The 26921-nt window shown below is 59.9% G+C and carries 21 protein-coding genes and 1 pseudogene; 4 read left to right on the forward strand and 18 right to left on the reverse strand.

Annotated elements, in window-relative coordinates:
* Positions 1–88: 88 nt before the first annotated feature.
* From HNQ83_RS28270 to HNQ83_RS28330, 13 genes are all read right to left on the reverse strand, one after another.
* On the reverse strand, positions 89–1366 hold the full coding sequence (locus tag HNQ83_RS28270) for a flavohemoglobin expression-modulating QEGLA motif protein (RefSeq protein ID WP_175392138.1): 1278 nt from the start codon (positions 1364–1366) through the stop codon (positions 89–91).
* 27 nt (positions 1367–1393) lie between these two features.
* Complete coding sequence (locus HNQ83_RS28275; RefSeq protein WP_175392139.1) at positions 1394–1948, reverse strand: hypothetical protein; 555 nt, start codon at positions 1946–1948, stop codon at positions 1394–1396.
* Between the two features lie 158 nt (positions 1949–2106).
* Positions 2107–2811: a TetR/AcrR family transcriptional regulator gene (locus HNQ83_RS28280; RefSeq protein WP_175392155.1), complete on the reverse strand. Its 705-nt coding sequence runs from the start codon at positions 2809–2811 to the stop codon at positions 2107–2109.
* Between the two features lie 115 nt (positions 2812–2926).
* Positions 2927–4429 carry a lysine--tRNA ligase gene (lysS, locus tag HNQ83_RS28285; RefSeq protein WP_095197128.1) on the reverse strand — a complete coding sequence of 501 codons (1503 nt, stop codon included), beginning with the start codon at positions 4427–4429 and terminating at the stop codon, positions 2927–2929.
* Between the two features lie 70 nt (positions 4430–4499).
* Positions 4500–5595 (reverse strand): peptide chain release factor 2 gene (gene prfB / locus HNQ83_RS28290; RefSeq protein WP_175392140.1). Its coding sequence is split into 2 segments (ribosomal slippage): positions 4500–5522 and positions 5524–5595, totalling 1095 coding nucleotides; the frame shifts between segments, so codons are not numbered across the junction.
* Between the two features lie 285 nt (positions 5596–5880).
* A complete protein-coding gene (locus tag HNQ83_RS28295; RefSeq protein ID WP_175392141.1) occupies positions 5881–6882 on the reverse strand; it encodes a PleD family two-component system response regulator in 1002 nt (333 codons plus the stop codon).
* Between the two features lie 48 nt (positions 6883–6930).
* Positions 6931–7941, reverse strand: a complete 1011-nt coding sequence (locus HNQ83_RS28300; RefSeq protein ID WP_175392142.1) for a chemotaxis response regulator protein-glutamate methylesterase — start codon at positions 7939–7941, stop codon at positions 6931–6933.
* On the reverse strand, positions 7938–10232 hold the full coding sequence (locus HNQ83_RS28305) for a hybrid sensor histidine kinase/response regulator (protein ID WP_175392143.1): 2295 nt from the start codon (positions 10230–10232) through the stop codon (positions 7938–7940). The genes HNQ83_RS28300 and HNQ83_RS28305 overlap by 4 nt, the downstream gene beginning before the upstream one ends.
* Positions 10229–10912, reverse strand: a complete 684-nt coding sequence (locus HNQ83_RS28310) for a chemotaxis protein CheW (RefSeq protein WP_175392144.1) — start codon at positions 10910–10912, stop codon at positions 10229–10231. Before HNQ83_RS28310 ends, HNQ83_RS28305 begins: the two co-directional genes overlap by 4 nt.
* The gene (locus HNQ83_RS28315) at positions 10909–12189 is read right to left on the reverse strand and encodes a CheR family methyltransferase (RefSeq protein WP_175392145.1); all 1281 of its coding nucleotides are present in this window, start codon (positions 12187–12189) and stop codon (positions 10909–10911) included. Before HNQ83_RS28315 ends, HNQ83_RS28310 begins: the two co-directional genes overlap by 4 nt.
* On the reverse strand, positions 12186–12722 hold the full coding sequence (locus HNQ83_RS28320; RefSeq protein WP_175392146.1) for a chemotaxis protein CheW: 537 nt from the start codon (positions 12720–12722) through the stop codon (positions 12186–12188). The genes HNQ83_RS28315 and HNQ83_RS28320 overlap by 4 nt, the downstream gene beginning before the upstream one ends.
* Positions 12722–14344, reverse strand: a complete 1623-nt coding sequence (locus tag HNQ83_RS28325) for a methyl-accepting chemotaxis protein (protein WP_175392147.1) — start codon at positions 14342–14344, stop codon at positions 12722–12724. The genes HNQ83_RS28320 and HNQ83_RS28325 overlap by 1 nt, the downstream gene beginning before the upstream one ends.
* Positions 14345–14648: 304 nt before the next feature.
* Positions 14649–15368, reverse strand: a complete 720-nt coding sequence (locus tag HNQ83_RS28330; protein ID WP_175392148.1) for a tellurite resistance TerB family protein — start codon at positions 15366–15368, stop codon at positions 14649–14651.
* A 350-nt stretch (positions 15369–15718) separates the two neighbouring features.
* Between HNQ83_RS28330 and HNQ83_RS31800 the strand changes: the two are divergent.
* The 4 genes and pseudogenes from HNQ83_RS31800 to HNQ83_RS28345 all read left to right on the forward strand — a co-directional run.
* Positions 15719–16489: pseudogene (locus HNQ83_RS31800) on the forward strand (MCP four helix bundle domain-containing protein); the annotation flags it as partial.
* Between the two features lie 99 nt (positions 16490–16588).
* The gene (locus HNQ83_RS31805; RefSeq protein ID WP_372241937.1) at positions 16589–17344 is read left to right on the forward strand and encodes a methyl-accepting chemotaxis protein; all 756 of its coding nucleotides are present in this window, start codon (positions 16589–16591) and stop codon (positions 17342–17344) included.
* A gap of 107 nt (positions 17345–17451) precedes the next feature.
* On the forward strand, positions 17452–18075 hold the full coding sequence (locus tag HNQ83_RS28340; RefSeq protein WP_175392150.1) for a response regulator transcription factor: 624 nt from the start codon (positions 17452–17454) through the stop codon (positions 18073–18075).
* 214 nt (positions 18076–18289) lie between these two features.
* Positions 18290–20482 (forward strand): autotransporter outer membrane beta-barrel domain-containing protein, encoded by a 2193-nt coding sequence (locus HNQ83_RS28345; protein WP_372241936.1) that lies wholly within the window; start codon positions 18290–18292, stop codon positions 20480–20482.
* Between the two features lie 312 nt (positions 20483–20794).
* Here HNQ83_RS28345 and HNQ83_RS28350 read toward each other — a convergent pair whose 3' ends face one another.
* The 5 genes from HNQ83_RS28350 to HNQ83_RS28370 form a co-directional block, all read right to left on the reverse strand.
* Entirely contained in the window at positions 20795–21382 is a 588-nt protein-coding gene (locus tag HNQ83_RS28350; RefSeq protein ID WP_175392151.1) for a fimbrial protein, read from the reverse strand.
* A 78-nt stretch (positions 21383–21460) separates the two neighbouring features.
* Positions 21461–22216 carry an EAL domain-containing protein gene (locus HNQ83_RS28355; RefSeq protein ID WP_175392152.1) on the reverse strand — a complete coding sequence of 252 codons (756 nt, stop codon included), beginning with the start codon at positions 22214–22216 and terminating at the stop codon, positions 21461–21463.
* Between the two features lie 54 nt (positions 22217–22270).
* Complete coding sequence (locus HNQ83_RS28360; protein ID WP_175392153.1) at positions 22271–24736, reverse strand: fimbria/pilus outer membrane usher protein; 2466 nt, start codon at positions 24734–24736, stop codon at positions 22271–22273.
* A 192-nt stretch (positions 24737–24928) separates the two neighbouring features.
* Positions 24929–25669, reverse strand: a complete 741-nt coding sequence (locus tag HNQ83_RS28365; RefSeq protein ID WP_256669291.1) for a molecular chaperone — start codon at positions 25667–25669, stop codon at positions 24929–24931.
* Between the two features lie 268 nt (positions 25670–25937).
* Entirely contained in the window at positions 25938–26525 is a 588-nt protein-coding gene (locus HNQ83_RS28370; RefSeq protein ID WP_175392154.1) for a fimbrial protein, read from the reverse strand.
* Between the last annotated feature and the right edge of the window lie 396 nt (positions 26526–26921).

Here is a 26921-nt window from a genome sequence, read left to right on the forward strand (position 1 = left end):
CGCGAAAGCGGTGCGTCATTCAGCATTGATGTTGACTGGTATGCCGCTTTCGCGAGCAGGCTCGCTCCCACAAGGGATCTCGTCGCTATTAAAGGATATTGGAGTAATCCGCCTCGATCCGGTCCAGGCTCAGGTGGTTGAGGAAGTTGGAGAAGCACATCCACGCCGACAGTGCGTTCATGTCGCGGAACTGTTCCGGCAAGTACTTGGGCGGCACCACCATTCCTTCATCCACCAGTTGGCGCAAGGTGCGCATGTCTTCCAGGGTGGTCTTGCCGCAGAACAGCAGCGGGATCTGCTCCAGCTTGCCTTTGCGCACGGCCAGTTGAATGTAGTTGTAAATCATGATGAAGCCCTTGAGGTAGGACAAGTCTTTGGTAAATGGCAGACCTGTCGGCGTCGAGCCGCGGAATACGCGGCTGGTGTTGCTGTAGCTCTCGGGCATTTCAAAACCTTGTTCGCGGAAGAACTCGAACACCTGCAGGAAGTCGGCCCCCTCCTCCACCATGTGGATCGCCCGTGTGCGGTTGGTCAGTTTGCGCAGACGGCTGGGATAGGAGGCGAAGGTGATGATTTCCATCAGGATCGCCAGCCCTTCCTGGGTCACCGTCGACGAGGGTGGCCCCTTGGACAGGAAGGTGCAGATCGGCTGGTTCAGACCGTTGAGGGTGGTGCCGACGTGCACCAGCCCTTCATGGACTTCCAGGGCCCGCACGTCACGCTCGTTGAACATCGCATCGGTGCGGATCTTGATGTAGTCGGCGCCAGCCGCCGCATCGGCAACGATCCCGTCGGACTCGAACACCCGAATGGTTTCCTCGGCCTCGCCAAACACCTTGCTCAACCGATGCTGCAGCAGGCTGACGGCATCCTTGGCGGTGAGGGTTTTGGGCTCATCCTTCAGGTCGCCACGACCGTCGATATTGTTCAGGTAATCGGAGAGCATCAGCCCAAGGTCCGATAACGTCGGGTCACCGGCGTGGAATGCGTCGGAAGCGGCGCCGTACAACTCCTGGGATATCAGGCCGAAATCCTCGGTGCCGCGCGCTTCGAGCATACGCACCACCATCCGGTATTCCTTGCACATGCGGCGCATGATCTGACCGACCGGGTTGAACTGCCCGAGCTGGCGAGTGATGTCACGTTCGATGTTCTGGAACTCCAGCTTCACTTTGCTGGAGTCGAACGTCAGCGGCCGGTTGAGGTAATAGTCGCGGTCCACCGCCGGCATTTCCTTGCCCTTGGCCTTGAGGAAACCCTTGCGGATGGTGTCATCCCATTTGACCGCATCGAGGACGCGGATCGGTGTCTGCGCCAGCACAATGCGATCGGACAGAATGCGTATCGACTGCTGGTAATCGTCCACCGGAAACTCCTGAAGAAAACGTGTTGGTTATTTGGCCGTTGCCTGGCGCTGATAGCGTACCGCTTCGACGAACACATCGGAATTGGCCGGATCGTCGAGATAAGCGGAAACCTGGTCCATATGGCTGTTGATCAGCACGCCTTCGCCGTCGTCGGTCTGGAAGCCTTCGCCACTGAGGGCTTCCTGGCCAAGCGCCTGTCTGATTTGCTCGAGGTCGAGGTTGTACACCACCAGTTCGCGCTTGTCGGTGAGTTCAAACCCGGCAATGGTGAAATGCCCGCCGAACTGTGCCGGCACCTTCGCCGAGAGGTACCAGCGATTGCCGTGGCGCGACACTGTGAAGGGATAGGCTTCGCGCTCCCTGGGCTTGGCCCTGAAATAGCTGACCGCCTGATAGCGGTTGTCGCCGATACGGGTCAGCTCCAGGTTGAGCGGCTCACCCCAGGCGTTGGTACTGGTCCATTTGCCGAGCAACCCTTTGGGCGCTGGCTCGCTCGTGGGCAGCGGTTCCGTGAAGGTCACCAGGCAGCCACTGAGCAGCAGGAACGACAAGGCGATCACGACGACACGCCAGGCTTTCATTCAACACTCCCTTTGAACAGACACCTACCTGAAGTGGCCACTCCGCTGTGGGAGCGAGCCTGCTCGCGAAGACGGCGTGTCAGGCAACAAAGATGTTGAATGTCAGACCGTATTCGCGAGCAGGCTCGCTCCCACAGAGGTTAGCCTTCGCATCGGGATTAGACCGAAGCCAGCACCAAATGCATATAACGCGTAAGTATGCCGAGCATTTCCGCTTCGGCGACCGGCTCGGCGTCATTGAGCAGGCCTTGATATTCCATCCGTCCGATTATAGCCGTCAACACTTTGGCATCCTGTTGTGGCTCGCGGGAACCCAATACCTGGAAAAGCTGGCAGGAACCCTGGAGGAGAATTTGCTGGTGCGAGCGCACCAACTCAGCCAGGCGCGGGTTCAGCAACGCTTCCTGACGGAACGCCTGCTCGGCCATCAAGTGCTCTCGGCGGGTGACCAACTGCCGGTGAACATAGTCGGCCATCAACCGCGCAATTTCGTCCGCCAGGTGCGAGCGCGCCTGGGGACTGCCGTCGCCGCTGGCAATCATTTCCCGCAGCAGGCCTTCGTTGTTGTTCCACAGCTTGGCCATGTAGGCCGCGCTGCGTTCCACGTATTGGGCAAAGGTATCGGTGAGCAGGTCATCGATGTCCTTGAAGTAGTAGGTGGTGGCCGACAGCGGCACATTGGCCTCAGCCGCCACCGCCCGGTGACGCACGGCGCGTACGCCATCGCGCACGACAATGCGCATCGCCGCATCGAGAATGTCCTGTCGACGCTGCTCACTGCCCTGTCGGCTGGCCTTGCGACCCTGGTACTGAACACTTTCAGCGACCGCAGTGGCGACGTCCGCTGCACCTTCTTGAGCCAATGCATGGTTCACGACCGGAATTCCTCTCTCTACTTCAAAATTAACCATTTGATACGTTTGTACCAGACAGGCAAAAAAAAGCCGCCTATTTCTGGCGGCTTTTTAATTGAAACACTTACGCTTGTGGCCGCATGTGCGGGAACAGGATCACGTCGCGGATCGACGGTGAGTTGGTCAGCAACATCACCAGACGGTCGATGCCGATGCCTTCGCCGGCCGTTGGCGGCATGCCGTACTCCAGCGCGCGAACGAAGTCGGCGTCGTAGTGCATGGCTTCGTCGTCGCCGGCGTCCTTGTCGGCCACCTGCGCCATGAAGCGCTCGGCCTGGTCTTCCGCGTCGTTCAACTCGGAGTAGGCGTTGGCGATTTCACGACCGCCGATGAAAAGCTCGAAACGGTCGGTGACGTTCGGGTTCTCGTCGTTACGACGGGCCAGCGGCGACACTTCGAACGGGTACTGGGTGATGAAGTGCGGCTGCTCCAGCTTGTGCTCGACCAGCTCTTCGAAAATCATCACTTGCAGCTTGCCCAGGCCTTCGAAGCCCAGCACCTTGGCACCGGCCTTCTTGGCGATGTCACGAGCCTTGTCGATGTCGTTCAGATCGTCAGCGGTCAACTCGGGGTTGTACTTGAGGATCGAGTCGAACACCGACAGGCGCACGAACGGCTCGCCGAAGTGGAACACCTTGTCGCCATAAGGGACGTCGGTGCTGCCCAGAACCAGCTGTGCCAGTTCACGGAACAGTTCTTCGGTCAGGTCCATGTTGTCTTCGTAGTCGGCGTAAGCCTGGTAGAACTCCAACATGGTGAATTCAGGGTTGTGACGGGTCGAAACGCCTTCGTTACGGAAGTTGCGGTTGATTTCGAACACTTTCTCGAAACCACCGACCACCAGACGCTTGAGGTACAGCTCCGGGGCGATACGCAGGAACATTTCCATGTCCAGCGCATTGTGGTGGGTTTCGAACGGCTTGGCTGCCGCGCCGCCCGGAATGGTTTGCAGCATCGGCGTTTCCACTTCCAGGAAGTCACGCTTCATCAGGAAGCTGCGGATGTGGGCGATGACTTGCGAACGCACGCGGAAGGTCTGGCGCACGTCTTCGTTGACGATCAGGTCAACGTAGCGCTGGCGATAGCGCTGCTCGGTGTCGGTCAGGCCGTGGTGCTTGTCCGGCAGCGGACGCAGGGACTTGGTCAGCAGGCGCACGGAGGTCATTTCGACGTACAGGTCGCCCTTGCCGGAACGGGCCAGGGTGCCTTCGGCGGCGATGATGTCGCCCATGTCCCAGGTTTTCACCGCGGCCAGGGTTTCTTCGGACAGGGTCTTGCGGTTGACGTAGACCTGGATGCGACCGGTCATGTCCTGGATCACCATGAACGAGCCACGGTTGAGCATGATGCGACCGGCAACCTTGACCGGGATTGCAGCCTCTGCCAGCTCTTCCTTGGTCTTGTCCGCGTACTGCTTCTGCAGTGCATCGCAGTAGTTTTCGCGGCGGAAGTCGTTCGGGAAGGCATTGCCCTTGGCGCGCTCGGCAGCAAGCTTTTCCTTGCGCAGGGCGATCAGGGAGTTTTCTTCCTGTTGCAGGGCTTGCGGGTCGAGTTGTAGGTCGCTCATGTCTTTAAATATTCCATCACAGGTTCGTTGCCCCCACCGATGGCGGGGGACTTGAGGTCGGACTGACGGCTTACAGCCCTGATTTCAGGCTGGCCACCAGGTATTCGTCGATGTCGCCGTCGAGCACCTTGTCGCAGTCGCTGCGTTCGATGTTGGTGCGCAGATCCTTGATTCGCGACGCATCGAGCACGTACGAACGGATCTGGTGACCCCAGCCGATGTCCGACTTGGTGTCTTCCAGCGCCTGGGAAGCGGCATTGCGCTTCTGCATTTCCTGCTCGTACAACTTGGCCCGCAGCATTTTCATGGCGGTGTCCTTGTTGGCGTGCTGGGAACGCTCGTTCTGGCAGCTGACCACGGTGTTGGTCGGTACGTGGGTGATACGTACGGCCGAGTCGGTGGTGTTTACGTGCTGACCACCGGCACCGGAGGAACGATAGGTATCGATCCGCAGGTCCGCCGGGTTGATCTCGATTTCCACCTTGTCGTCGATCTCTGGCGAGACGAAAACAGCGGAGAACGAGGTGTGGCGACGGTTGCCGGAGTCGAACGGGCTCTTGCGCACCAGACGGTGCACGCCGATCTCGGTACGCAGCCAGCCAAAGGCGTACTCGCCCTTGATATGCACGGTGGCGCCCTTGATACCGGCGACTTCACCGGCCGACAGCTCCATGATGGTCGCGTCGAAACCGCGTTTGTCGGCCCAGCGCAGGTACATGCGCAGCAGGATGTTGGCCCAGTCCTGGGCTTCGGTACCGCCGGAGCCGGCCTGGATATCCAGGTAGGCGTTGTTCGGGTCCATCTCGCCGCTGAACATGCGACGGAATTCCAGCTTGGCCAGATTCTCTTCGAGGCGGGCCAGTTCGGCGACCACATCGCTCACGGCGCCTTCGTCGTTCTCTTCGACGGCCATGTCCAGCAGGTCGCGGCAATCGGCCAGGCCACCGGACAACTCGTCCAGGGTCTCGACGATCTGCGCCAGCGCAGAGCGCTCGCGGCCCAGCTCCTGGGCGTATTCAGGCTTGTTCCAGACACCCGGATCTTCAAGCTCGCGATTGACTTCGATCAGACGCTCATGCTTTTGATCGTAGTCAAAGATACCCCCGAATAGTTTCGGAGCGCTCGGACAGGTCCTTGATGGTGTTCAGGATCGGGTTGATTTCCATGGCGGGCAGCACTCGTAGGCGAACTTTTGAAAGCCGGCGAGTATAACGTCAAACAACCGCCAACGGCAGTCCGCTTGGCCGAAAAGCGGGGGTTTGCGTACGATCTTTGCAACCGCACAGATCAAATGTGGCGAGGGGATTTATCCCCGTTGGACTGCGTAGCAGTCCCATTTTTGGGGCCGCTTCGCAGCCCAACGGGGATAAATCCCCTCGCCACAGTTTTTTTTCAGCATGACTGACTGGCATTAGGGCCCTACCCGGCCCCCTACAGGTATTTTGCGTCGTTTAGCCGATCCCCACCTGATTGCGCCCATTGTTCTTCGCCAGATACAGCCCCTTGTCCGCCGCCGAGATCAATTCCCGGCAATGGCTGCCCGCTGTCGGAGTGATGGTCGAGAGGCCGATACTGATGGTCAGGTTCGATCCTTCGCTCGGGGAACTGTGCGGGATCTTCAGGTCTTCCACGGTCATGCGCAGCTTCTCCGCCACCAGCCGCGCGCCGCCTTGAGAGGTGTTGGGCAGCACCAGGGCGAACTCTTCACCGCCGTAGCGGGCCGGCAGGTCAGAAGGCCTGGCACTGGCGTCGCGGATGGCCGCGGCGACCTTGCGCAAGGCTTCATCGCCCTCCAGGTGGCCGAAGGTGTCGTTATAGGCCTTGAAATAGTCCACATCGATCATCAACAGCGACAATTGGCTTTGTTCCCGCAGCGAACGCCGCCACTCCAGTTCCATGTACTCGTCGAAATGCCGGCGATTGGACAGCCCGGTCAGGCCATCGGAGTTCATCAGGCGTTGCAGCACCAGATTGGTGTCGAGCAACTGTTGCTGGCTGACCCGCAGGGCGCGGTAGGCCGCATCACGCTGCAACAAGGTCATGTAGGAGCGCGAGTGATAGCGGATACGCGCCACCAGCTCGATGTTGTCCGGCAGCTTGACCAGGTAATCATTGGCCCCGGCTGCAAACGCCGCGCTCTTGATCAGCGGGTCTTCCTTGGTCGACAGAACGATGATCGGAATATCCCTGGTCGCCGGGTGATTGCGGTACTCACGCACCAGGCTCAAGCCGTCCAGACCGGGCATGACCAGATCCTGCAGGATCACCGTCGGCTTGATGCGGACCGCATGGGCAACGGCCTGGTGCGGGTCGGCGCAGAAGTGGAAGTCGATGTTTTCTTCATTCGACAACCCGCGCCGCACGGCCTCGCCGATCATCGCCTGATCGTCCACCAACAACACCATGGCGGCATTTTCGTCAGTCTTGAAGTCGTCGAGCTGTAATTCATTCATGTGCGTTCACCTGAGAACTGCCTGTGCCAGGATTGCTGCTAAAAGTAGTCATTTTGGAAAGATCTCCAGCAATCGTGGCGCTATCTTTTCCAGCGGGCGTATTTCCACGGCGGCATCGATGGCCGCAGCCGCCTTCGGCATGCCATACACCGCACTGCTGTTTTGGTCTTGTGCGATGGTCAGGTACCCCTGCTGGCGCATGAGTTTAAGCCCCTGCGCGCCATCACGCCCCATGCCGGTGAGCAAAACGCCGACCGCATCGCCGTTCCAGTAACTGGCCACGCTTTCGAAAAACACATCGATCGAGGGCCGATAGATTTCGTTGACCGGTTCGGCGGTGTAAGCCAGGGTGCCGTTTTTCAATAATCGGATGTGGTGATTGGTGCCGGCCAGCAGCACCGTGCCGCTTTGCGGAGGCTCACCCTCCCGGGCCAGGCGCACATTCAGGCCACTGGCGCTGCCGAGCCATTCGGCCATACCGGCGGCAAACACCTGATCCACGTGTTGCACCAGCACGATAGCGGCGGAAAAATCCTTCGGCAGCCCCTTGAGCAAGACTTCCAGCGCTGCCGGTCCGCCAGCGGATGAACCAATGGCAATCAGGCGCTGGCGCGAGGGCGAATGGCGCAGCGGGCCCGGAGCGACGGGCGCCTGCCTGCTCTTCTCGCCGATCAGCCAACCGATGTTCATGATCTTGCGCAGCAACGGTGCCGCGGCTTCCTGGGCATTGCCGGCACCGAGCGCCGGGGTGTCGACCACATCCAGCGCGCCGTGGCCCATGGCTTCGAACACCCGGTGCACGTTCTGCTGGCGATCCACGGTGACGATGACGATGGCACACGGCGTTTCAGCCATGATCCGGCGGGTGGCTTCCACGCCGTCCATCACCGGCATGATCAAGTCCATCAGGATCAAATCAGGCGTCTGTTCAGCGCACTTTTGCACCGCCTCCTTGCCATTGCCCGCCACCCAGATCACCTGGTGTGCCGGCTCGAAGGCCAGCGCCCGGCGCAAGGCCTCCACCGCCATGGGCATGTCATTGACGATTGCGATTTTCATGCCCGCGCTCCTCCTATGAGCTCAACCACTGCATCGAGCAGGGCATCGTCATGAAAACTGGCCTTGGCTAGATAATAGTCGGCTCCGGCATCCAGTCCACGACGACGGTCCTCTTCACGATCCTTGTAGGACACCACCATCACCGGCAGCGATTGCAGGCGATTGTCCCGGCGCAACAACGACACCAGCTCGATGCCGTCCATGCGCGGCATATCGATGTCGGTGATCAGTAGATCGAAATCCTCCGAACGCAGGGCGTTCCAGCCATCCATGCCGTCGACCGCCACCGCCACGTCATAACCGCGATTGAGCAGCAACTTGCGCTGCAGCTCGCGCACGGTCAGGGAGTCGTCGACCACCAGAATCCTTTTGCGGGCCGCTTCGGCGACCTGGCTGCTCTGGCGGGCAATGCGTTCCAGGCGGCCGGTGTTGAGCAGTTTGTCCACCGAGCGCAGCATGTCTTCAACATCGACGATCAGCACCACCGAACCATCGTCGAGCAAGGCCCCGGCGGAAATGTCCTGCACCTTGCCCAATCGCTCATCCAGCGGCAGCACGACCAGGGTGCGCTCGCCGATAAAGCGTTCGACCGCCACGCCGTAAATCGTGTCGCGCTCGCGGATCACCACCACCTTGAGGGTCTGCTGGCCACCCTGGCTCGCCGGGCGTTGCAACAACTGGCTGGCGGCGACCAGACCGACATGCCGGCCTTCATGCCAGAAATGCTGGCGGCCCTCGACCTGCACGATGTCCGTGGGCTCCAGGTCGCACATGCGTTCGATATGGGCCAACGGGAAGGCGTAGGCCTCGCCACCGACTTCCACCACGAGGCTGCGCACCACCGACAGGGTCAACGGCACTTCAAGGTGGAAACGACTGCCCTCGCCCGCCGTCTGCTCCAGCACCACCGCCCCGCGCAACTGGCGAACCATGTGTTGCACCGCATCGAGGCCTACGCCCCGTCCGGACACTTCAGTAACGGTCTCGCGCAGGCTGAAACCCGGCAGGAACAGGAACGTCAGCAGCTCCTCTTCGCTCAACTGAGCAGCGGTGTCGGCCGGGGACAATTGGCGTTCGACGATGCTGCGGCGGACCTTCTCCAGATCAACGCCGTTGCCGTCATCGCTGAGTTCCAACACCAGCAACCCGGCCTGATGGGAGGCCCGCAAGCGGATCACCCCTTCTTCCGGCTTGCCGGCCAACCGCCGTTGCTCCGGGGTTTCGATGCCGTGATCGACCGCATTGCGCAGCAGGTGCGTCAATGGCGCTTCGAGCTTTTCCAACACATCGCGGTCGACCTGGGTTTTCTCGCCCTCGATCTCCAGCCGCACCTGTTTGCCCAGGCTGCGACCCAAATCGCGGACCATGCGCACCTGACCGGCCAGCACATCAGCGAAAGGCCGCATGCGACACGCCAGTGCCGTGTCGTACAACACCTGCGCGCGCTGGCTGGCCTGCCAGGCGAATTCATCCAGTTCGGCGTTTTTCTCCACCAGCAACTGCTGGGACTGCGCCAGCAGGCGGCGTGCGTCGTCGAGGGCTTCCCGGGCTTCGAGGCTCAGGGCGTGGTCCTTGAGATGGACGTTGAGGTTTTCCAGCGCCCGCAGGCTGTTGTTCTGCATGCGCTTGAGACGCTGCATGGTGGCCAGGTGCGGTTTGAGCCGCAGGGTTTCCACCAGGGATTTGCTCGACAGATCGAGCAGGCTGTTCAGTCGCTCGGCGGTAACGCGCAATACGCGCTCGCCGTTTTCCGTGGTGCGGCGGGTCTTTTTGGGGGCGACCACGAATTCAGCGGGCAACGGTTCGGCGAGCGGAGCAGGTTCTTCGACCTTGGGTTCAGGTGCTTCAAGTTGAAGCTCCGCCATCACCGGCGCGGCGGGTGACAGGGTGGACATGGTGTTTGCCGGATCGAGCAAGCGTGCCATCAAGGCGACATATTCCTCGATATCCCCAGAGCCCGGCGCATTGTTCGGCGTGGCGATACGCATCAGCAGGTCGGTGCCCTGCAACAAGGCATCGATGTGTTCGGGACGCAGGGACAGGCGCCCTTCCTGGGCGCTGACCAGGCAATCCTCCATGACATGGGCCACGCTGACACCAGCATCGACACCGACGATCCGCGCCGCGCCCTTGAGCGAGTGCGCCGCGCGCATGCACGATTCGAGTTGATCGGCCTGGGTCGGGTCGCGCTCCAGCGCCAACAGACCGGCGCTCAGCACCTGGGTCTGGGCTTCGGCTTCCAGGCTGAACAATTCCAGCAAAGAGGCGTCGCGCATTTGTTCAGGGGTCATGAAAGGCTCCGGGTCACGGCGGACAACAGCTGTTCTTCATCCAGCCAACGCAGGCTGCGACCTTTGAATTGCAGTACGCCCCGGGTGTATTTGGCACCGGCCTGAGCTCCTGAACGCGACGCCGCGTCGAGGATGCGCTCGTCGATGGCATGGATGCCGTCCACCTCGTCCACCGGCACCACCACCGGCCCACCATTGGCGGCGATGATCAACATGCGCGGCATGACCCGCATACCGACGGGCGCGCTGCTGCCCCCCTCCAGCCCCAGCAATTCGACCAGGGACAGGCACGCCACCAGCGCTCCCCGGACGTTCGCCACGCCCAGCAAGGCGCGGGAACGCTGGTGCGGCAATGAGTGGATGGCTTGCTGCGGCGCCACTTCCACCAGGCTGCGGGTGGCCAGGCCCAGCCATTCTTCGCCGAGGCGGAACATCAGCAGCGAGCGGGTCTTCACCTCGCTCTCCAGCGCGCCGGACAGGTGTTGGCGATCTTCCTGTTGCAGTGCGTAACGATCCAGCAGGCGCGTCGCGGCGGCCGAATACACCGCGCAATTGCGGCAATGGATGTGTTCGATCAGCAGCGGGCAGGACTTGTCGCCATGGATGCCGATGCGATTCCAGCAATCGTCGATGGTCTGGGCATCTTCACGGGTGACGCTAAAGGTGTCGGGGGCGATCATCGTTTACGCTCACTCTCGGCGGCGCGCTCGCTGCGGGCGGCGCGGTCCTGCAATCGTCTGGCACCCACGGTATCTCCCTGGGACTGCAGCAAGGCGGCCAGGTGCATCAACGCGTCGGGATGTTGCGGTTCGAGGTACAACGCCTTGCGATAAAAGCCCTGGGCTTCCAGGGCATTGCCAGCGACATCGCTGAGCAGCCCCAGCCAGTAAAACACCTGGGCCACGGGCTCATGGCTGCGCAGGTAACGTTCGCAGGCTGCACGGGCTTCGGCACTTTTGCCTTCGTTGGCCAGCGTGGCGATGGTCGCCAACAGTGCGCCAGCGTCGGTGTTTTCTGCTTTCACGGTGGGCGCCGCCCGCGCCACGCTGGCAAACGGGCGCCTGGTGGCCGGCGTCACCGCGTGACGCACCGGTTGCGGTACCGGCAAAGGTATCGGCATGGGCGTGGCAGCGAATGTCGGCAAGGGCTCAGGTGTCACGGTGTTCTGGCGGCTGAAAGCGAAGGACTGCGGGATACCGATCGAGCGCATGCCCAGACGCCCCAGCAGACTGCCCTCGGCCGGGCCGATGAACAGCACGCCGTCGACATGGGTCAGGTGCTTGAGGACTTCGAACACCTGTTTTTGCGTCGGCAGATCGAAGTAGATCAGCAGGTTGCGGCAAAACACGAAGTCATAGGGAGGCTCGTTGGCGAGCAAGACCGGATCGAGCAGATTGCCGACTTGCACGCGCACTTGCTCCAGCACCCTGCCACTCAGGCGATAACCGTCGTTTTCGGCGGTGAAATAGCGGTCGCGAAAGGCAATGTCCTGTCCGCGAAAGGAGTTCTTGCCGTACAGCGCGCATCGGGCCTTTTCCACCGACAGCGGGCTGACGTCCATGCCTTCGACCTTGAACTGGTGTGGCTTGAGCCCGGCATCCAGCAGCGCCATGGCTATCGAGTACGGCTCTTCGCCGGTGGAGCACGGCAGGCTGAGAATCCGCAGGGCGCGCAGGTGGTTGATGTCGGCCAGGCGCTGGGTTGCCAGTTTCGCCAGGGTGGCGAAGGACTCCGGGTAACGGAAAAACCAGGTCTCCGGGACGATGACCGCCTCGATCAGGGCCTGTTGCTCGTCGCCTGAACCCTGCAAGGTGCGCCAGTACTCATCAGCCGTCTGTGCCTGGGACGCCACGCTGCGCTGACGCACCGCACGCTCGATGATCGCCGGGCCCACCGACGTCACGTCGAGGCCGATGCGTTCCTTGAGGAAATCGAAAAACCGCTGATCGCTGTTCATGGACACTCCTCAAGCAACGAGGGGTCCAGGGGTGGAGTCGGAAACAACAGTGCACGAACCCGCTCATCCAAAAGATCGGCGACCCGCACCCACTGCAGCAAGCCATGGGCATCTTCACGGACAGGTCCCAGGTACGGCGCCTGGCGATTGTCCAGGCCATAGGACTGAAAGTCCGCCGGATCGCAGCGCAAGGTGTCGGTGGCCTGTTCCAGAATCAACCCGAGCATTTGCGCCTGTGCGTGCTCATCCGGTCGATAATGCACCAGCACCAGCCGCGTGCTGGTGCGCGCCTGGGCCGGCGTGCCAAAGGTCAAGGCGCTAAGGTCAATCACCGGCACCACTGCACCGCGCCAGGCGAATACGCCGGCCACCCAGTGCGGTGCGTGGGCAATCGGCTTCAATGGCAGGCGCGGCAGCACTTCCGCCACCTCGGTCGCCCGCAAGGCATAACGCTCGCTGCCGATGCGAAACACCAGGAACAACGCGTGCAACGCCGGCTTCACGCCAGCGCGTTTGGCGGTGAGTTCGCTCATCAGACTTTGAATCGCGAGACGCCACTGCGCAGCCCGACGGCCACCTGGCTCAGTTCGTCGATAGCGAAACTGGCCTGACGCAGGGACTCGACGGTCTGGCTGCTGGCATCGCCCAACTGCACCAGCGCGTGGTTGATCTGCTCGGCGCCGGTGGCCTGGGCCTGCATGCCCTCGTTGACCATCAACACCCGCGGGGCCAGTGCCTGCACCTGATGGATGATCTGCGACAGCTGCTCGCCGACCTGCTGCACCTCGGACATGCCCCGGCGCACTTCTTCGGAGAACTTGTCCATGCCCATCACCCCGGCCGACACCGCCGACTGAATCTCACGCACCATTTGCTCGATGTCGTAGGTCGCGACGGCAGTCTGGTCCGCCAGGCGCCGCACTTCGGTGGCGACCACGGCAAAACCGCGACCGTACTCACCGGCCTTCTCGGCCTCGATGGCGGCGTTGAGCGAGAGCAGGTTGGTCTGGTCGGCCACCTTGACGATGGTCACCACCACCTGATTGATGTTGCCGGCCTTCTCGTTGAGGATCGCCAACTTGGCATTGACCAGATCCGCCGCGCCCATCACCGAGTGCATGGTTTCTTCCATGCGCGCCAGACCCTGTTGCCCGGAACCGGCAGCGACCGACGCCTGATCGGCGGCGGTGGAGACTTCGGTCATGGTGCGCACCAGATCCCGCGAGGTGGCGGCGATTTCCCGGGAAGTCGCGCCGATCTCGGTGGTGGTGGCGGCGGTTTCGGTGGCGGTGGCTTGCTGCTGCTTGGAAGTGGCGGCAATTTCGGTGACCGACGTGGTGACCTGCACTGACGAACGCTGGGCCTGGGACACCAGCGACGTCAGCTCGGTCATCATGTCGTTGAACCCGGTTTCCACGGCGCCGAACTCGTCCTTGCGTTCCAGGTTCAGGCGACGGCTCAGGTCGCCCGTGCGCATCACTTCGAGGATCTGCACGATGCGGTTCATAGGCGCCATGATCGCGCGCATCAGCAGCAGGCCGCAGAGGCCGGCGGCCAGTACCGCAATCAGCAGGGAAATACCCATGATGATTTTGGCGGTGAGCACCGCGTCATCAATGGCCGCAATGTCCTTGTCGGCCACGGCCTTGTTGTGAAGCAGGATGTCATAGAGCTTCACTCGACCCGCCGTCCAGGCCGGTGTCAGCTCTTCATTGAACATCTTGATGGCATCGGCATCCTGGTTGCGTTTATGCAGATCAATCACCGCGCTCAGAATCCGGTGGTATTCCTCATGGAATTTCTGGAACGCGGCGTATTCGGCCTTGTCCTCATCGTCAGTGATGGTCTGGCGATAGAGCTCCATCTGCTCTTGCAGGCGCGCGGCAAAGGCATTGAAATCCGCGGCATCCCGGGTGTTGAAGCCCTTCCCTTCTTCAAGGCCCAGCATGGCTTGTATCCGCAGATAACTGTCGGACCAGGCACCGCGAATCATCGAACTGTAAAACAACCCCGGCAGCGCATCTTCTCGCACGCTGGCCTCGCTGGTTTCGATCTTCAACAGCCGCGAATACGAGACGACCACCATCAACAACATGATGGCGATGATGACTGCAAAACTCGCCAAAATGCGTTGGCGCAACGTCCAGTTCTTCACAGGTTGTCCTCGGGTTGTTTCCAAATGCGGGGGAGTATAGCCGAGGGCGGTGTTTCATTTATAAGACGGGTGCGCACCACTTCTCATCCCGCCTTTAAAAGCAGGGATTGGCTCTGGATTGGGAATGTCCGCTAAATCGTGGGCGCAGTGCCAGTGGTGATTTGGCAGAAAGGGGCTGTGGATTGGTCATTGAGGGGTGGGGGGGTGAATGAATACGCCTTCGCGAGCAGGCTCGCTCCCACAGTGGACTTGCGTACACCCATCCATTGTGGGAGCGAGCCTGCTCGCGAAGGCGGCCTGAGGCTTAAACTGCTGCCAGCCTCACCTGCTTCTCCAGCTCAGCCTTCAACCCCGGTTCCAGCTTGAGCTGACGCGCCAGCTCATCGAGGTAGGACTTCTCCATGAAGCTCTCCTCGTCCACCAGCATCACGCTGGCGATGTACATCTCGGCGGCCATCTCCGGGGTAGTGGCAGCGCGGGCGACATCGCTCGGATCCAGTGGTTTGTTGAGTTCGGCGTGCAGCCAGTGTTGCAGTTCCTGATCGTTGTCGAGTTTGGTGAACTCGCCTTCGATCAGCTCGCGCTCGCGCTCGTCGATATGACCGTCAGCCTTGGCGGCGGCCACCAGGGCCTTGAGAATCGCCTGGCTGTGCTGCTCGACCTGCGCCATTGGCAGGCGATCCAGGGTTTGCGGTTCGGCTTTTGGCGCGCTGCCCTGCTGGGCCTGCCAGTTTCCGTAGGCCTTGTAGGCCAGTACACCCAATGCGGCGAGACCGCCATAGACCGCGACCTTGCCACCGACCTTGCGCGCCTTCTTGCTGCCCAGCAGCAGGCCCATGGCACCCGCCGCCAGTGCGCCGCCACCGGCCCCCGACAACAGGCTGCCGAGCCCACCCGAGCCGCCGTTGCCGCCCAGCAAGCTACCCAGGCCACCGGACGCCTTGTTCTGCGCCCCGCCCGCCTTGTTCTGCAACAGGTCCTGGCCGGACTTGAGCAATTGATCGAGCAATCCACGGGTGTTCATTGTTTACGCCTCCACAAAAAGGTGTGACCGAACCTTGAGGCCACCAGCCTAGATCGAAAGTGCCCGGCGCCTGCCCGAGAGAGTGCTTCGAGATGTTGCCAGCTCCTCTCGAAAACCACCCCGTTTGTGAAAGGAGTCCGACCTTTTTTGTAGGACATTTCCTTCATAAATACGGAACCGTCCTCGTTACTGGCGACTTGCACGCCAGCAGAATTCGTACTCGTTCATCTGCGCCTTCAAACCCACGCGCCGGCAAAAACCGTATCGGGTCCTTTGATCGAAGGGCTGGCGCTGGCCAGTGATCGTTCGGCATTGAACCCCCGACTCATTTGAACCTATAGGATTAAACGATGACGCTACGAAATCTGAATATTGCGCCCAGAGCGTTCCTGGGGTTTCTCCTGATTGCCTTGATGATGTTGATTCTCGGCGGATATTCACTTTCCAGAATGAACGCAATCGCCGAGGTGGGGGAAAATATCGCCAACAGCGATGTGCCGAGCCTCGTACAACTCAGCGAGTTCAGCTACGTCATCCAGCGCCAGCGCAATCTGAACCAGCAACTGCGTACGACCAGCGAGCCCGAGGCCCAGGAAAAAATCATCAGTGAACTGGCCGAACTTCAACAAAAGACCCGGGACACCCAACAGTCCTACCTGCAGTTCATTTCCAGCCCGGCGGAACGCAGCAGCTACGAGACCCTCGTCAGACATCAATCCAACTACGCAAAACTCGAAATCGAACTGATCAAGCTGGTGCGCACCGACAAGGACGAGGCCGCCATTGCCTTGTTGAATGGCGCGCTGCTGGACAATTACAGCACCAGCAGCGCCCTCATTAACGCAATGATTTCGATCAATGCCGACCAAAGCAAGGAGGCCGCCAAAGTCAACGCTGAGCAATTCGACTACACCACTCACGTCACCATCGGCCTGATGTTTTTTTCTACGGCTCTGACCCTGTTGTGCGCCTGGCGACTGACCACCAGCATCACCGGGCCGATCAACCTGGCGTTGAATGTGGCGGACGAAATTGCCCGGGGTAACCTCACCCGCACCATCGCCATCGAGGGAAAGGACGAAGCCGCCCGCCTGTTGCTGGCCATGCAAACGATGCAAGGCACACTGCGCGACACCCTGCGGCAGATTTCTACATCCGCGACCCAACTGGCCTGCGCCACCGAAGAGCTCGATTGCGTGACGGCGGAAAGCGCCGAGGGCATGACGCAACAGACCCTGGAAATTCAACAGGCCGCCACCGCCGTCACTGAAATGACCAGCGCAGTAGAAGAAGTCGCCCGCAATGCGGTGAGCACGTCCGACGCCTCGCAAAACGCCACGCGCTCGGCCGAGGACGGCTGTGTGCTGGTCGGCGAGACCCTGATCGCCATCGAAAGTATGAGCATGGACGTACAAGGCGCTGCCGACCTGATCAGTGCATTGGCGGTCGAGTCCCAGGACATCGGTAAAGTCCTGGAAGTGATTCGCGGGCTCGCCGATCAAACCAACCTGCTGGCGCTCAATGCGGCGATCGAAGCGGCGCGTGCAGGCGAAGCCGGACGCGGGTTTGCCGTTGTCGCCGATGAAGTACGAGCGCTGGCGCATCGAACCCAACAGTCCACCAGCGACATCGAGCGAATGATCACCAGCATTCAAAACGGTACCGAAAATGCCGTGGCGTCCATGCGCCAATGCACCGCCCGCTCGCTGTCGACCCTGGAAACCGCCAAGGGCGCAGGCGCCGCGCTGCAGACCATCAATGTGGCCGTCATGGAAATCAATGAAAGCAACCTGGTGATCGCCAGCGCGGCGGAAGAGCAGGCACAGGTGGCCCGTGAAGTGGACCGTAACCTGCTCAACATCAATGACCTTTCGATGCAATCGAGCAGCGGCGCCAAGCAAGTCAACGCGGCAAGCAAAGAGTTGGCGCGGCTGGCCGTTGACCTCAATGACATGGTGGTCAAGTTCCAAATCTGACCCCGACACAACCTGGACTCCAGCCTGGCTGGAGTTTTTTGCTCAGCATCACTAGCCAATGGAACATTCGTGAATTTCAGTAAAGAAGACTGGCTGAGGCCAACACCATGAGAGTCCTGTTAGTCGATGACCACGCCGTCGTGCGCATGGCCATCGGAATGATTCTGACCCGTGCAGGCCATGAGATCATCGGCGAGTGCGAAAATGGCGTCGATGCGATCAGCAAAACCCTGGAGTTGAAACCGGACGTGGTGGTGCTCGATCTGGATATTCCGTTACTCGATGGCCTGATCGTCATCAACCGCATGAGGACGTGCGCCATACCGGCGAGGGTCCTGGTGTACACCGCGATGAAAAGCGTCGCGTACGCGGCGCAATGCATGCGCGCCGGTGCGGCCGCCTTCCTGTCGAAGGTGGGTGATCCGCAGGAGGTCGCCTCGGCACTGCAAGCCATCGCCAGCGGCAAGAGTTACTTTCCGATCAACACGATCGAATCGGTTCGTCACAGCGACTTTGCCGACAACGACGTGCAACTGCTCAGACGCCTGTCGAGTCGCGAACTCAAGGTCCTGCATGGCCTGGCCCAGGGAAAAAGCAACATGGTCATTGCCAGGGAAATGTTGCTCAGCAACAAAACCATCAGCACTTACAAGACCCGCATCATGCAGAAGGTCAACGCCGCCAACCTGTTGCAGTTGATCAACTTTGCCCAGAGAAACGAACTGGTCTGAGGGACTTGTCCTCTACGTTGCGGGAAGGCCATTGCAGCCAAAATCCGACATCATTTTGTAGGACGCTTCCTTCAAACTTTGGGAAGCGTCCTCGTTACCCCGTCCTGCCTGACCCAGAAAATGCGTACCTCATTTTTTGCGTGTCCGGTAATCCTCAATGCGTTTATTTGCGACCCCTGTTTCAAAGCTATCTGGTGTTCATCAGTCCGGCGGTGTGGCGAAGCCTATCGTCATGGCGCTGCTGCTGGCGGGCAGTTCGCCTGCCTGGTCAGACAGTGTGTGCGAAGAAGTTGAAGACGATCCCTGCAATTCACCCGCCTATGATGGTTTGATCATCGAGCCTGCAACAACCTATTCCGCCAACATCAACACCCTCGCAAACGTGACTGTCGAGGGCGGAACCATGCTGGCTCACGGTTCCGCCACGCTGGAAAATACGATCATCAACAGCGGACTGCTGGATGTGTCTGACAGAGCCATTGCCAGTCACACCATCCTCAACGGTGGAACCGTGAACCTGGCGTGCAACGACACGGAGTTCTGTAATGCCACGGCCAATGGCACGACCGTGAACGGCGGGCTAATGGAGATCTATCACACCTCGACGGCGAATCAGACGACCATAAACGGCGGAATAATCGAAACCTTTCAGGAGGCCCGGGTCTATGACACCACCATCAACAATGGTCAGGTGTTTTTGAGAGAGTCCTCCTCAGCCATCGGTTCGATACTCAATAACGGCCAACTGACCCTCGCTGACAACGCTACAGCCCAAGACACCACCGTGAACGGTGGCTACATGTCCCTTTGGGGCAACGCCGTCGCCGACATGTCACAGATCAACCGGGGCGGTACGATCGAAGGTGTGGCGGGCACCCAGATGAACCGGACCATTGTGGACGACGGCGGCCTCATGGTCCTGGGCAATGGCGCCGAAGCCAGCGATACCATCGTCAACGACGGCGGCTTGCTGCGACTGAGGGGTGACGCGATTCTGGGCGGAGATAACCATTTATATGGTCAGGTCCGTTTTGCCGATCCGGCTACCCGCTTTCATACCCTGACGATCAAGGGCCAGCTAAGCGGCAACAGTCAGTTCCTGATGAACACCGACTTGGCTGCTCACGAGGGTGACCGGATCAATGTGCTGAGCGAGATCCGGGGCAGCCATACGCTGTTGGTCGCCGACTCGGGAAATGCCCCGCAGGACCTGACGGGGTTGCTGTTGGTGGATGGCAATGGCGGCAGCGGAAAGTTCCAGCTCCAGGGCGAGACAGTGGATGCCGGCGCCTTCCGTTATGAACTGCAGCTTGTGGGCGACGATTGGTATTTGCTGAACACCGGCAAGATCGATCCGACCGATGAACCGGGTGAGCAAGCGCCGCCGGTTTATTCAGCGCCTCCAGCAGTTCCGCCTTTGCCGCCGGTTTTTCCTGTGGCTCCTGTTGAGCCCAGCAACCCGCTACCACCACCGCATCGCCCTCAAGCTGAAACCCTGAGCAAGGGCGCCAACGCGGCCGTCGCCAGTCAGGCCGCCAACGCAGCCTTGATCGACGCCCAGATGAGCGCCACCGTCGGCCACTTCAGCGACCTGCGTTCGGGCCAGGACCAGGGCGGCCTGTGGACCCGTGGCTACGGCGCCGAACAACGCCTGGACAGCGGCAGCAGCCGGGCCTTTGAGCAACAGGCGAACGGCATGGAAATCGGTGCCGACGGGGCGCTGCCCTTCGCCAATGGCACGCTTTACATCGGTGGTTTGGTCGGCCAGGGTCAGGGCCAGCAGGCATTCGGTGAAGCCAGCCAAGGCACGATCGACAGCACCACCCTCGGTGGCTACGCCAGTTACCTGGACCGCAACGGCCTGTATGTCGACGGCGCGTTGAAATACAGCCACCTGGACAACGACATCAACATCACCAGCAACCTTGGGCAAAAGGTCACGGCGAACTACACGAACCACGCGGTGAGCGCCCAAGCGCAAATCGGCAAGCAGATCGACCTCGGCCAGGGCTGGTTTGTCGAGCCTCAGGCCGGATTGCAAGTGGCGCGGATCAGCGAAGGCCGCTACACCGCCAGCAACGGTTTGAGTGTCGAACAGGATGCAATGATCTCGGTGCAAAGCCGTATCGGCGGCATGCTCGGCCGTGAGTTGCACCTGGACAACGGTGTCGCGGTGAAACCGTACGCCAAGGCCACCTGGATCATCGAACATGCCGGCCACAGCCAGGTGACGGTCAACGGCGCGAAACTCGACAGTCGCTTGCCGGGTTCAAGGGCGGAAATCGGTGGCGGGGTCAGGGTGACGGCGGCGGACAAGCACGACTTCTTCGTCGAAGGCCGACACACCCAGGGCAGCGACATCGAACAGCCTTGGGCGGTGTCGGTCGGGTATCGCTACAACTGGTAAACCAGACTGCACGAATAACCTGTGGGAGATTCCATGGTTGAGGGGACGCCTCCCACAGAGATCATCTGAGCAACAGAGATTCACTGTGGGAGCGAGCCTGCTCGCGAAGAGGCCCTCCCAACCAACATCCATGCCGGCTGACCCACCGCTTTCGCGAGCAGGCTCGCTCCCACAATGGACGGTGATCGGACACAGGCTTCCAGAGCAACGCCAATCCCCCTGTGGGAGCGAGCCTGCTCGCGAAAGGGCCCTCCCATCCAGCACCATGCCGGCTGACCCACCGCTTTCGCGAGCAGGCTCGCGCCTACCTTTTTATTCGTAGCGCAACACAAACGGCAGCGTACCATTCGCGGCACCCGGCACTTCAGCCCCGGCGGTTTTCAGGTAGGTCGCCCGCAGGGCGATATTCGCGGTGCCAACCCCGGCGTTATCGATGCTCAACGGTGCGGATACACGAGGGGCGCTGGACATATCGATGATGTCGTTGGCGCTATTGACCAGTGCAATGGCCGCCCCCCCTGCTCCGCCAGGCAACAGTCCCAGCAAGCGACCGTCCACTCGGTCCAGGCCACTGCCGGTGTTCGGGTCGAAGTTCATCACGACGGTATTCAGGTTCTCGACGCCGCTCGGGCAACCGATATCGAAATTCAGATCGGCGACAGCCACCCCGACGTTGCCAACGCCAGGCGAAGCCACTTCCAGATCGCCAAAGGACACGTCGCCCATATCCACCAGAATATTGCTCCCTGGACCCACGCTGGCATCACCACCGGGGGTGACCGAGCAACTGGCGTTGTTAAGGTCACCGTTGAATTGCAGTGTTCCATTGGCGGCCAATGCCGAACCGGAGAATGCACCACTGGCGGCAATGGCCAGGGCCAATAGGGAGATCTTTTTCATTCAAGGCTTCTCGTGAAAGGGATAAGGGACCTGCGCCCGGCAGGTTCGAATTGAGCTCATTGCCCGGGTGGTCAGGTGTTACCGGATATTCAGGTGTTCCAGCTTGAACGCTTTGGCCGCTTCGAAGGTCAGGGGGCGCGAATACCAGATCCCCTGAACGGTGATGCACCCCATCTGCTTGAGGGCATGGACCTGGAAGAAGTTATCGACGCCTTCGGCCATGGTCGTCAGCCTCAATGATTCGGCCAGTGCCAGTGTCGCCTTGACGCAAGCCAGGCCTTTATGACCGGTCGCCATGCCGCAGATCAGACTGCGGGGAATCTTCAGGATATCCACGGGCAGCTCGCACAAACGCTCGAAGTTGGAATACCCGTTGCCAAAATTTTCCAGTGCCAGTTGAGCCCCCAATGCCTTGAGTCGCTCCACGCCCTGCAAGACACGAAAGTAATCAACCTCGACATCACCGTCTTCGCTGATCTCGAACGTAACGCCCAAAAGGCTTGGAACGATGGGCGCGAAAGCCTGGACAATTCGCTCGACCATCGAAGCATCCGCCAGTTGATTCATTTCCACATTGATGTGAACCGCTTCGAGCGCGCCCAGGTCCAGCGCCACCTGCTCACAGAGGCAGATCGTCATGTCATTGAGGACGCCGCTGCGCCTGGCCAGGGGAACAAACACCTGGGGCGCGACATCCAGCCATCGGGGATGCAGGCATTTTGCGAGCGCTTCGAAGCCGACGACACGACGCAGCGGAATGTTGATGATCGGCTGATACATCGGAATGACTTGTTTCAACATTGCAGTCGCGGGAAGCAATCTATTGATACTCATGAAGACGCTTCCTCAAAAGCAGGTTGTTGTTCAACGAAACGCGCGATCAACACGCTACTGGCAAGACAAGACTTTGCTCTGGTAGTTTTCACCCGCTACTTTTTCGCTCATGACGTATTGCGCCGTGCAGCTTTGGTCAGCCCATTTGACCCGCAAGGTCCCCTCGGTTTTTTCGACCAGCAGCAGCGCGGTCTGCCGCGGGTCCACCACCGCCAGTTGCAGCCCTGATTCGTCTTCGACCACCGCACCGAAGGGCACTTTTCCGTTGAGGTAATTGAAGGTCGCTTCCAGGCGCATCCCGCTCTTGGCCTTGAACGTTGCCCGGGTGATCGACCCGCGACGAGGAATCACCTGCTGACTGGTGCTTTCCAATTCAATCTCGGCGCCCAGGTCCTGGGTATTGAGGTTCACGAAGTTGCCGCGATAAGGCTGGGCATTGGGGATGACGGCGTAGCCATTGGACCCGGTCTTGACGCCGGCATAACGACCGACCTGGACACCCGGCGTATTCTCGACCTCAGCCAGGACAAAGGTTTCGCCAACCGATTGACCGAAGTTGATGCCGCCGGCATGGGCCACCACCGAACCGCGAGCACTCAGGTTGCCCGACTTGTAGCTGTCGCCCTGGCTGTAGCCGGCACCCAGGTTGGCGTACGGCGTCTTGGCGCTGACCTGAGCGTCACCGCTGTACGTGCCGGTAACCCCACGACTGGCGCCAACCGAAAAGTTCAGGTCGTCGCGTCCCGCCACGTAGCCACTGACATTGGCCCGGGAACTAGTGCCGCTGCTGTCGTTGGCAGCGCTGAAATTGGCACGCGGAGCACGACCATCGTCACCCAACGGGAACGAAATGCTGAACGTCGCCTGGGTATCGCTGGAACGCGAGCTACCTTGCCCGGAGAAGGCACTCTGGTTGTCGGCGAACTTGGTATGGGTGATATCGAACGAATAGTTCGCACGTTTCCAGTAGTTGGAATAACCGGCTTGAAAGGTGCGGGTCTGGCCCGGCAGGTTCCAGTAGGTCTGATCGCTGGCGGACACATACAGCGAACCATAACCGTCGCCCAGCACCTGGTTGGCCGACAGATTGAAGCGCGACTTGGCCCGGCCTTTTGGCTGCTCATTGAGCTCGCGAGTGTTGTCATCGACGTGCTCGCTGAAGGTTCGATAGCCCTCGGTCGAATAGCGGTAGCCGGCGAGGGTAAAGGTGGTGCCCGTCAGGTTCAGGGTTTTACTGTAGAGAAAACGCAGGCTCTGTCCGGTATTCCTGCCCAGTTGGCTGGTGCTGTTCGATTGAGTGCCGTCGACGGAAATCGCCCCCGCCGGGGTGTTGAAACCCACCCCCAGGTTGGCCGCACTGAAGCCATCGCTGAACATCAACCCACCGAACGTCGTCGTGTTATCCGTCAAGCCGTAGACCAGGTTACCCGCGCTGAAGAACGGCGAATTGCCCTCATCGTTCAGGGAGTCGTACTGCCCCACGTCAAGGCTGTAACGCCAGCTGCCGCGACGGACCAGAATCGGCAGCGACGCAAACGCCTGGGTAAAGGTGCGCACCTCGCCATCGGCTTCAGTGATGACGATTTCCAGATCACCGTTGGAACCGCTCGGGTAGATGTCCGTGAGTTCGAACGGCCCGGACGACACGGTGGTGGTATAGAGGTTGAAACCGTTTTGCTTCACTTCCACCGTGGCATTGCTGTTGGCCACGCCACGAATTACCGGTGCATAACCGCGCTCACTGTCCGGCAGCATCCCCAGATCGGAACTCAGCTGCGCGCCTTTGTAGCGCACACTGTCGAAAATTTCCGAGTCGGAATAGGTCTGGCCCAGGGTCAGCTGACTGCGCAACGACGTAATGTCGCGCTGGGCATAGTTGCGGTTGCTGTTGAACACGCCCGGGGTATCGGAACCTTTGGAGTAACTCGACTCGTTGCGCAGACGCCACGGCCCGATGTTCAGGCCCGTTCGGAAATTCGCGGCAAGACTGTCGGTGGTGGCGTAGTCGTTTTTGCGACGGCTGGCATTCAGGCTGTAATCCGTGAACGCGGCGGTAACGCCTTCATCCCACAACGCCGGATCGACGTAGCCGCGCGACAGGCGACTCATCATGGCCTGGGGAACCCCCAAATGCAGGCGCAGCACGTTCGGTTCGTACTCGCTGCTGAACTCCGGGATCAGCGCTTTGACATCCACACAGCTCCCCGTATCGGCGTCGGCGCTCAAGGTGCCTTCGGCCACCAACTTGTCCAGGTCCACGCCGTACTGGCGCAACATGGACAATGTCAGGCATGGCGTGACGTCACCATTGTCCTGCTGCTGGAAGGTAATGTCCTGCCGCCCGCTGAGGTTGCGGTTGACATAAATATCCACGCGATAGGTGCCAGGCAGGACGCTATTGCCTTCGATAAATTGCTTGAGGTCCACCGGCTGACCGCGACCCTGGATAAAGGAGGTGTTGAAGGTTACCGGTGCCGCCTCTTCCTCCTCGGCCGCGAAGGCGATCCCGTGCACGGACATTCCCAGAGCAACCGCCATACTCAGGTGTGACAGCCGAGACGGTTTGTCTGGATGCGGCAAGCGAGTGCTGTGACGATGCTGGAATGTGCGCATGATTAAACCCGGATTCATTTGTGCGAGGCGAAGTCCGTCCACCGGGTGCTTTGTGAAAAACACCCGAGCGGTCTATGGGGAAACACGAAGTTCAGAGGCTCACTTGGCTTCCGATCGTTTCGCCGTCGTGCTGGAAGCGGACTGAAGTGTGGTGCGGTACAACTCCTGACCGCCCCAGTCATTGATGCTGCGGAAACTGAACTCGGAGCCGACATTCAAGCTGCCGTTTTTGACGTCGAAGCTTTTGCGCTCGCCGGGGGAAATCATGAAGCGCTCGGCGATCAGGTTGTCGTCTCCAGGCTTTTCACCCATCAACTGCACCATCGACACGTGATATACGCTCGGGTTGTAGACGCTCAGCGCCTTGCCACCCTTCTCCAGCTGCCATTGCAGGGAACCGGGGGCGTCCTTGACCTCACCGACGAGATCAGCCGGGCGGTAGAACACCTTGATCTTTTGCCGCACGGCGATTTGCAACGTGTTCTTGCCTTCAACACTGGTCGGGATTTCCTGCACGCTCAGCCATACCACCGACTCGCGGTCCTGAGGCAAACCCGCACCTTTGTAAAGCACCCTCAACAACTGTTGGCCATTGGCAGCCATTTTGGTCAGCGGAGGCGTCACCGCGAAGGGCACCGCACCGTCGTCCTTTTGGCCATCGTCCAGCCAGGATTGCAACAGGATCGGCTTGTTACCTTCATTGCGTACGGTGATGTTTTCTTCTTTGTTCTTGGCATCGAAAATCATGCGGGTTGCGCCCAGGGTAATACCCGCCTGGGCATTAGAGAGACACAGGATGGACAGCGCGCCCGCCAGTACTTTCAAAGTGGACTTATACATAATTAAAACCTCAAAGCCGCTATTAATCTGATCACTCATCAACCACTTCAAAAACAGGACCACACCTCACGCCCCAGGAGAAAATCCTGTGACTGCATCGGCATTCGAGTAATAAAGGTGCCCTTGCGTTACAGCGAACTCATGAAAACCCAAACATAAATAAAAAATGCAGACCGCCAGAGTGCGATACATGCGCCAAAGCCAAAAAAAAGAGAGCGAAACTACCGAATGCGCGCTAATGGGCAGCGCATCCGGCAGCAAGCGTTACTTACTCGTAAGTCAGCACGAACGGCAGGCTACCGTTTGCAGCGCCTGGAGTTTGAGGACCAGTGGTACGCAAGTAAGCAGCGGCCAGATCGATCTTGGCGGTGCCGGCACCGGTACCCGCGTTAACAGTCAGGGCTGCACGCACTTCCGGGTCGTTGGACATGTCGATGATGTTGCGATTGTTATCAACGACTGCGATCGCAGCACCGGCGGCACCACCGGTAGCCAGGGCCAACAGGCGAGAGTCAGAAGCGTCGCGACCGGTACCGGCTTGCGGGTCGAAGTTCATGACCACAGTGTTGTAAGCGCCAACGCCGCTGCAGCTGACGTCGAAGCTCAGATCAGTCACGGCAACGCCAACCGAACCACGGCCTGGCGAAGCGGTTTCCAGATCGCTGAACGATACCGAACCCATGTCGACGAGGATGTCGCTGCCAGGACCGGCGCTGGCATCACCACCTGGTGTCACGGTGCAGCTGGCAGCAGTCAGGTTACCGGTGAACTGCAGGGTACCGGTGGCAGCGTTGGCAGTGGTGGACATTACAGCGGCTGCGGCGATCGCAAGAGCGATAAAGGAAAGCTTTTTCATGATAGTTCTTCCGTCGATTAAGTTGCCCTGCGTTGGCAGGTGAGACCAGATTAAGTCCCGACACAAAAAGTTGTTGTAGGAGCAGTCCAGAGCCACCGTAAGACTGCTACTTACACTGCTGTAGGATTGGTACTACAAACACGAACTTAATTGATCAGAACGAACTAGACACTTGGCTTTAGCCCTTGAAAAATAACGCCTGACGCAACGAAAAATACCTATTTTTAGTTCACGCAGTATTTACACTTGTATTGACCAGATTTCACATCGAGAATGAAGATACTTGCCTATCGCCATTACTGCGCCCCAATTTTTTTAACCCGCCAGGAGCAACAATGAAAGGCTGGTTGCAGGATCTGAGTGCAACACGGTTATTGAATTGAAGCGGGAGCATCA

It is taken from the genome of Pseudomonas sp. C2B4 (assembly GCF_013359695.1).
GTDB lineage: Bacteria > Pseudomonadota > Gammaproteobacteria > Pseudomonadales > Pseudomonadaceae > Aquipseudomonas.

Excerpts from the sequence above, each read along its gene's own strand:
- HNQ83_RS28275 (WP_175392139.1), bottom strand. The coding sequence starts at position 1,948 with ATGAAAGCCTGGCGTGTCGTCGTGATCGCCTTGTCGTTCCTGCTGCTC.
- lysS (WP_095197128.1), bottom strand. The coding sequence starts at position 4,429 with ATGAGCGACCTACAACTCGACCCGCAAGCCCTGCAACAGGAAGAAAAC.
- HNQ83_RS28295 (WP_175392141.1), bottom strand. The coding sequence starts at position 6,882 with ATGAATGAATTACAGCTCGACGACTTCAAGACTGACGAAAATGCCGCC.
- HNQ83_RS28300 (WP_175392142.1), bottom strand. The coding sequence starts at position 7,941 with ATGAAAATCGCAATCGTCAATGACATGCCCATGGCGGTGGAGGCCTTG.
- HNQ83_RS28305 (WP_175392143.1), bottom strand. The coding sequence starts at position 10,232 with ATGACCCCTGAACAAATGCGCGACGCCTCTTTGCTGGAATTGTTCAGC.
- HNQ83_RS28310 (WP_175392144.1), bottom strand. The coding sequence starts at position 10,912 with ATGATCGCCCCCGACACCTTTAGCGTCACCCGTGAAGATGCCCAGACC.
- HNQ83_RS28315 (WP_175392145.1), bottom strand. The coding sequence starts at position 12,189 with ATGAACAGCGATCAGCGGTTTTTCGATTTCCTCAAGGAACGCATCGGC.
- HNQ83_RS28320 (WP_175392146.1), bottom strand. The coding sequence starts at position 12,722 with ATGAGCGAACTCACCGCCAAACGCGCTGGCGTGAAGCCGGCGTTGCAC.
- HNQ83_RS28330 (WP_175392148.1), bottom strand. The coding sequence starts at position 15,368 with ATGAACACCCGTGGATTGCTCGATCAATTGCTCAAGTCCGGCCAGGAC.
- HNQ83_RS31805 (WP_372241937.1), top strand. The coding sequence starts at position 16,589 with ATGACGCAACAGACCCTGGAAATTCAACAGGCCGCCACCGCCGTCACT.
- HNQ83_RS28340 (WP_175392150.1), top strand. The coding sequence starts at position 17,452 with ATGAGAGTCCTGTTAGTCGATGACCACGCCGTCGTGCGCATGGCCATC.
- HNQ83_RS28350 (WP_175392151.1), bottom strand. The coding sequence starts at position 21,382 with ATGAAAAAGATCTCCCTATTGGCCCTGGCCATTGCCGCCAGTGGTGCA.
- HNQ83_RS28355 (WP_175392152.1), bottom strand. The coding sequence starts at position 22,216 with ATGAGTATCAATAGATTGCTTCCCGCGACTGCAATGTTGAAACAAGTC.
- HNQ83_RS28360 (WP_175392153.1), bottom strand. The coding sequence starts at position 24,736 with ATGTCCGTGCACGGGATCGCCTTCGCGGCCGAGGAGGAAGAGGCGGCA.
- HNQ83_RS28365 (WP_256669291.1), bottom strand. The coding sequence starts at position 25,669 with ATGTATAAGTCCACTTTGAAAGTACTGGCGGGCGCGCTGTCCATCCTG.
- HNQ83_RS28370 (WP_175392154.1), bottom strand. The coding sequence starts at position 26,525 with ATGAAAAAGCTTTCCTTTATCGCTCTTGCGATCGCCGCAGCCGCTGTA.